At 29.6% G+C, this 7,392-nt stretch carries 5 protein-coding genes; 2 read left to right on the top strand and 3 right to left on the bottom strand.

Translation table 11 applies throughout. The annotated features are described in order from the left end of the window. Nucleotides 1-312 precede the first annotated feature (312 nt). A complete protein-coding gene (locus tag LRA01S_RS09960; protein ID WP_061775473.1) occupies nt 313-1,107 on the top strand; it encodes an abortive infection family protein in 795 nt (264 codons plus the stop codon). Between the two features lie 339 nt (nt 1,108-1,446). On the opposite strand, the gene LRA01S_RS09955 is transcribed toward LRA01S_RS09960, so the two are convergent. Together LRA01S_RS09955 and LRA01S_RS09950 are read right to left on the bottom strand one after the other, a co-directional pair. Next, nucleotides 1,447-2,577: an AAA family ATPase gene (locus tag LRA01S_RS09955; RefSeq protein WP_061775472.1), complete on the bottom strand. Its 1,131-nt coding sequence runs from the start codon at nt 2,575-2,577 to the stop codon at nt 1,447-1,449. Beyond that, entirely contained in the window at nt 2,570-3,388 is an 819-nt protein-coding gene (locus LRA01S_RS09950) for a DUF6414 family protein (protein WP_061775471.1), read from the bottom strand. The genes LRA01S_RS09955 and LRA01S_RS09950 overlap by 8 nt, the downstream gene beginning before the upstream one ends. Nucleotides 3,389-3,911: 523 nt before the next feature. On the opposite strand from LRA01S_RS09950, the gene LRA01S_RS09945 reads away from it, so the two are divergent. Further along, complete coding sequence (locus LRA01S_RS09945) at nt 3,912-6,758, top strand: NACHT domain-containing protein (RefSeq protein ID WP_239519125.1); 2,847 nt, start codon at nt 3,912-3,914, stop codon at nt 6,756-6,758. A gap of 245 nt (nt 6,759-7,003) precedes the next feature. Here the strand turns inward: LRA01S_RS09945 and LRA01S_RS09940 are convergent, their stop codons facing one another. Next, nucleotides 7,004-7,270, bottom strand: a complete 267-nt coding sequence (locus tag LRA01S_RS09940; RefSeq protein WP_061775469.1) for an AAA family ATPase — start codon at nt 7,268-7,270, stop codon at nt 7,004-7,006. Nucleotides 7,271-7,392 lie beyond the last annotated feature (122 nt).

Raw genomic sequence — 7,392 nt, 5'->3', positions numbered from 1 at the left:
CTTGACTTAACGTCAGATAATAATTGATAAATTTGTTATAAATACCACCCCCGATAACTCAACTACTGAAATAACGAATAAATCAATAAATTAGCAGGGGTGTATTACTACAATAAAAGGATTCTTCTTTAGAGTAGAGTCCTTTTTTATAATTGATTACTGAATAACAAATTAGTTTTTAGATACTTTATGCAAAGCATACCCTTTTAGACACATTGCGCTAAAAGAACTTGATTTTGTTATAATTATAAGTAAAGGATAGTCGTAAACCTAGTCGAGTGTATTTATGGGATTAATGTGGAGGAAAATATTATGGCGTTCAGTATTAATGATAGAAGTTTAATATCTAGTTTTTTCAATGAAGGTGGATACATCCTAAACTTTTCCGATGCTACTTTTTCGCAGTTTACAGTTGGTTCAATTGGATTCTCGATAAAAGATAAATATGGATTATCCAAAGGGAGATCATTCGCTGAGTTTGCTCAAACAGAAGGTGAAGGGATAGTATTGAAACTGGTTGTTGATTTACTTGAATATATTGAACGACAGGAACTAAGATTAAATGAATCCCAGAAAAAACTATTGCCTAAACTAAAAAGTCTGGTTGCTCAAAATAGTAATACTTTTTCATTTAGTAAAAATTTAATAGAGGATGTTGCTGCACAATTTGATGATGCTTATATAGACAATCAAATGAAAATAATGTCAGATCTTGCGTCTAGTTCTCCTGCTGACGTTATTGGAAAATCAAAAGAATTGGTAGAATCTTGTTTTAAGCACATTCTTGACAAAAATGGGAAAAGGTATAGCAATTCCGACTCACTTTCAAATTTGCAGAAATCTGTTTTTGTTCTACTTAATTTGGATACTAAAGAGAATATTTCAGCAAAAAACAACGAAGATGTAAAAAGAATTTTAAGTAGTTTTAACCAAATTATTCAAGGTCTCAATTCTCTAAGAAATGACAAGGGTGATGGTCATGGCAAAAGTGAGGGGTTCAAAGAACTTCCTGAAAGATATGCTTTGTTAGCTATGAATTCAGCGTTAACCCTAGTTCATTTTGTTTGGGATACATATAAAAATAAGAAAAAAGGAAAGGCTTTATAAATCTATTTACGTTTGTTAAAAATTCTTACATAATATTTTTTCGTAAGTTCTAGTTTCTTTCATAAATTGAAAAAAGAAAGTTTCCATCATCACAATCTAGGGACATTTCTTTTTAAGTATATTAAATTCAAAATTATGTTTTTTACTTACACATGAATTAAATGTTCTTGATCAAGTTCAATTAGACCTTGCGCCCACAACAATTATCTTATATAATGCTTACGTATCATAAACGCTAAATATATACGATTATCAGATAAGCAGGCAAATAACAATCAATCACGGTTAAAAAAAGTTTTCCAAAAAAATAAGAGCAAGATTTCCTTGCTCTTTTTATAATTATTTAACTATATTTTTTAAATAGAAAAACGAGAGGCATTCCTCAATAGTATTTTTGATTTGTCTCACATTTTGACATTTTACAAATTGTTCTTTAAGTTTCTCTGATATATTATCCTTGAGTGTGTAATTAAATTTGTCTGTATATTTTTTATGGAGCTCATCAAAAATTTTCATTCCAATTTGATTTTTTTCGGAATCATTTAAATCTTCAAAATGAATTACATTATCAAATCGGCCAAAGATTGCATCTCCGAGCGCCTTTTTGATTTCTTCTATTGATTGGAAATTTGAAGTGCAGATTATCACAGATTTTTTCAATTCCAACGAATAATTTTTATCCACAAAAATACCTTCATCAAAAAGTTGATAAAAAGCACTATAAAAAGTAGGATTGGCTTTATCAAACTCATCTAATAAAATAATATTAGAGTCACGATCAAGTAAATCTTTTGCGAAACTTTTCTCTGAATGTTTCCCGCCAAACATGTAGTTTGAGAACTCATTATTTTGATACATAGAAAATTGCTCACGAAAAAGTGGCTCGTTCATCGTATTTGCGAGTAGTTTTACAGATTCTGTTTTGCCAATACCTGAATTACCATAAAGAAGAATAACAACTGGCTTTTCGCGCTCATTAAGCAAGAGTGGGATAAGTGCGGTTGAAAGACTATCTTTAGCCTTTTCCTGACCTATTATATTAGTTGAAAAATTTGTATAAAATCTTTTTATTATTTCATCAGTAATAGGTGCATATTCTTGATGATGAGTTTCTATACTCTTTTCAAATAATTTTGTCATTTGTTCAAGAATTTTTACAGGAGGATTCTGGATATAAATATTCTGGATATCATATTTATCAAGAAAATTTGCAAAATTCATTATTGCATGTTCCTGAACGCCAGAATATTCGTCAGAGTCAATGACAAGATCTTTGATAGGTTTCTTTTTTTGTTTTTGTAGATCAGAGTCAAACTGCTCGTGAGGCTGTCCATCAAAATGGTGATAATGTTGCATTTCTTGTTTTTCTAAATCATCTTCGCGAGCAAGTTCAGATAAACTGGTATATTTTTTCGGTATTTTTAAAGTAAATTCTTTTCGAGAATAATAGTAAATTGAAACTTTAGTCATTTTTAACCTTTATCCCCGCCAATACTACATCATAAACATCCATAAGGTCTTTTTCTTTTATATCCTCAGGTGATGAACCATCTTTTATATCCTTAGATGTTGAACCATCTATAATATCTTGGGCCGATAAGGGCTGTTCTTCATTTGAAAAATTAAACATTTTATTAAAAGTTAAATCTTCTTTGGTACATTGACCCACTTTAATACCAAAGTACTGTAGATCCATTTTAGTTAAGTCAGATAAGTTATAGTTATTTTTAAATGCTGAAATATTAAAACGTAAAACTGCATCCGGTTTTTTATAGTCGCCCAATAATAGTGGAAAATATCCTTGTTTCCCTAAGATGACATCGTTTAATTTATCTATATTGACACCTAATTCTCGAAACTGTTCTGCGGAAATAAGATCCATGAATGAACTGACCATTTTGTATTGAGAAAGAGAATTTTCAGGTATAAAAACAGATTTTCCACTATACTTCTTGATATGATCATCATTGCTCGCTAAAGAAATATAGTCAGTTAAGAGTGCATTGCTGAAGATATTTTCAATAACTCTGGAAGAATTTATATCTGTGCTTGCCTTAATTTCTCCAGAAAAGGCAGCTTTAGCGAAATTAAGAAAACGAAAACCAGCGCTAGCAGAAGCAGAGGCTTCTCCTGAGGCGGCTTTGCTTGTGGCCTCATTTTCTTTTGTAGTCCAATCCATATCTCCGCCATTTTTAATTGTCACATAATCACTGGCAGACACTTCATCAAAATAGATAACTTTGATAAAATTATCAGCATCTTTTTTATTTTTATTTTTCACAGCATACCTCCTTTTGGTAATTTTATTATAACATTTCTTTTATTTTTTATACCAAATCCACACCCCCTTGCATTTCCATCTCGCCTATGATTAAATAGAACCACAAAAGAGGTAAAGAGGTTTTTTAAGCATAAAAGGTAATAGGGAGACACTGGGGGAATATGAAAATATCATCAGCGCAAAGAGGCATCATTAGGGTTAATAAAAACACAGGGCTTAGATTTGCCACGTTTTTTAATATGGTCAGCAAAATACAGCTTTGTTCATAGAGCGAAATAAACAGGTAATAACTAATCAAACGAAGGAAAAACAATGAGCAACATCACTAAACAAATCATCAACATCCACATCTACTGAATGAAACAAGGAGAAAAATTACTACTAATACTATTAAAAATTATGTGATGTACTTGAATGTAATCTAGATGACATTTTATATATGAACTAAATGAGAAGAGACGGTTATCTTTATGTTATAATTAAATATGAAAGGATTTTATATATGGTAGTTATTTTGTCATTAATGGAAAATCTATTAGTAGAGGAACTAGGAATTTACTTTAAAGGGGTTATAGGTAAATTAAAATTAATATTCGTTACAAAAAGGCTAAAGAACGAAGTTGAGGTGTTGATATTAAAGCAATATGGAGACAGGATATATTATCTAGATTTTGATAGATTTTTAATTGAACAGAATGTTCTTGAAAAAATAATAAAAAATTTTCTTAACCAAGATGTTTTACAATCGAAAACAATAAATCAATCAGTAGATTTTTACATTAATCTGTTTATTGAAAAATATCCTAAGTATAAATTAGATAATATTGACTTAAAACAAATTATTCAAAAATATTTTGAAATCATATTTAAACAACTTAATAAAATAAGAACTCCTGAGTCACAGGTACTATGTCGGACTATTAAGGAGATTGTTGATGGTATAGAAAGACAGTTGCAGTATTTAACAAATATAGTGGATGATAATAATGCATTATTAAAGCAGATTGTAAATGGTAATTTTAGAATGCGTTCCTATATTGAAACCTTGTTAACAACATCAGGTGATGCATTTGTTCAGTCCGACTATTTTGAACGTTATCTATTTCAAGATACTGAAGGTAGTAAAGCGAGAGATTCATTAAAAATCCTTTTACAACATCATAAAGTTGTATTAAAAGGAGAAGCAGGATTTGGGAAAACATTTGAAACCTTTAAGCTTATAAAACAATTATGTGCAAAACATTCTAGCTATCAATTAATTCCTGTTTATGTTCCATTAATAGAGTATGAGGATGGTTTAGTAACATTATTCGATATTATTCAATCGAAAATGGAGCCTTTCTGTGAAGGAAACTCTAAAGATGCTATTAATCGACTATTTGTTAATAATCAATTTGCACTGTTCTTCGACGGCATTGATGATATTATTGATGAGAAAAAGAGATTGAAATTTTTTTATGAAGCCAATCAATTAATGACACAATATAATCAAAATTTTTTCTTTTTCACAACACGAAATAATCGCTATAAGCAGGAGCTTGGAGAAGAAAAAAGTTTCCTTCTAACGAACTTGTCTGATAGTGTAATTCAAAGTGATTTAATTAATCTTGGATGGTATAGTAATCTTCCTGAATCATATCTTGAATTATTTAGAAATCCCTTATTGTATAAAATTGGTAAAGCTATTTTGGTTGATAGGAAAAATAGGGAATTGCTCAATAGGACCCAAATTTTTACAGAGTATTTTGAAAAGAATTATCGCTACAAAAATAGTTATTCAGAATTGTCCCTACATGAAACATTAAATCTTTTTGGCCAATTTTCTTATGAGAATTTTAATCAATCTAGTTTTACATATAGCGAAGTAGATAAAATTATAAGTGCTTATCCTGTTTCTACACCGAATAAAAGAAATCTAATTGATTATTTCATAAATTTTGGAATTTTTATTACTTCAGATAGAATTACTTTTTCTCATAAACTATTTAAGGAGTTTAGTGCGGCATACTATATTACGAATAACCTGACGGTTTCATCCGATACCGAACTTCTTGAGAAACTTATCTATAACGAAGAATGGCAAGAGGTAGTCATTTTTATCTCAGGATTATTTTCTACTATTGAGGAACAGGACATATTTTTAGATTTTGTTCTACAGCATAACTTACCTCTCTATATCAAATGTGTTAATTCTAAAAATGATTTGTTGAGAAGCATTGGGGAAATGGATTCAACCATAGAGAATAACATAGAAAGAATTTTGTCGGAAATCCATAAAACCTATACATTTATAGTAGAAAACTATTTTCGTCCTATATCAGAGCAATTTGAACCATTTATAAAAGAAAATAAAATGGATTCTAAAATTGGGATTACTGGATGTATTATAGGAGATAGCCTTCATTATTGGTTTGATATCGTGGATAAAGGTATCTCAGATGTAAAATTTGTCAGCTCGAATCTGCTGACTCAAGCTAGTCAAGAATATCAAAATAGTATTTTTTTGAAGACAACTCGAATGATTCAGCATACTATAAACTTAGAATTATCTGGGCTTATAGGAGATAGTGGACGAAAAATAGCAATAGATACTATTAAGAAAAATATAAGTAGTATAATAAAAGAGCAATCATTACCAGCAAGTAATTATATTTTGTGTGAATTTCTAAAAGAGACCATTGATAGGGTGTCCTGGCTTAAAGATATTGACGAAATTTCTCTAATGAGTAAAGATGTTTCAACAAGGATAAACGAAGTCCGTCAAGATTATCCTGAAGTCTCAAGTTTTACTACTTCGGGAAATGTAGAGTTATCTAGTTTAAATAAACTGTTAACTATTTTACTAGACTCTGGTGTGAATTATAGGAGTTCTATCATACCTGGTCGTGATAGAGAATATTCAGAATCAAATGGCTTAACAATGAACTTATATTCTACGAAAAGAAAAATAGAAATAGTTGAGACATTTTTTAATTTCGCTGAGGTAAGTTATCTGGAAATGGTGAAATATAACTTTCCAAATATTTTTAAGTATTTTTCAAAGATTCAAGATATGCCATACAAGTTATTTATCACTTATAGAGATGACGAAAGTGAACCTTGGATAGGCTATTATCACTTAGCATGTTCAGGAGATAAAAATTTAGTTGAAGTATCTCATAATGATTCGTTTAAGAATTATGAAACAGCATATGATGAAATACTACAAAGTTACAACTTATTAAATAGAGTACCTAAAGATGTTTCTATACACAGAAGTGCTTTCTCAAATCTTTTATTCTCAAGAAATTTTAGTAAAAATACTCCATTAAATGATTATGTCCATAAAGAGATAAAGAACAGTTTAGAGGAGATTTTTGGAAAAATATGAAATTATTTATTTAATAAAGACTTATTGACAGTAATGTCAATAGCGATAAGATGATAGAAAATAAGACCATAAAAGCCCTCTAACCAGTTTATTAGAGAGCTTTTATTATATATCCGAAATTTTATATTTATTTCACAAAAAATGTAGTCATTCGGCTGATTTTTATTGCAATATACTGAAATTCAAAAAATCAAAATTCGCATAAAATCAAGGTTCTTTCACGTCTGCTGACGTGTAATGACTCACTATTTTACTTCATCGGCAGAGAAATAGGTCTCTAATTCTTCAATAGTTTTAATTGTAATTTCATTACCACAAAAAGCGCATATATTCTCCTCATCATGCTTATGTAGTTCTAGACCTCTTTGGGTAAAGTTAATTCTTTCTTGCAAATTCAATCTCACAATTTTTGTCTTTTCCTCAACCTTACTTTGAAGTATTTCGTTGATTGAAATGAGATATTTTTTATAGTCGATGTTGCTGAAATCATAGTAGGCGATGATATGAGCCACAATTCTTACTTTTCTTTTTGTGTCGTAAATTTATAAAGTAAATGAATCAAACTTCATAAATTGTAGTAGGCGATGATATGAGCCACAGTTCTTACTTTTCTTTTGTGTTGTAAATTTATTAA

Source organism: Pseudolactococcus raffinolactis NBRC 100932 (genome assembly GCF_001591765.1).
Taxonomy (GTDB): domain Bacteria; phylum Bacillota; class Bacilli; order Lactobacillales; family Streptococcaceae; genus Pseudolactococcus; species Pseudolactococcus raffinolactis.
The sequence above is the reverse complement of the archived record's forward strand: the minus strand, read 5'-3'. Positions and strand labels throughout refer to the sequence as shown.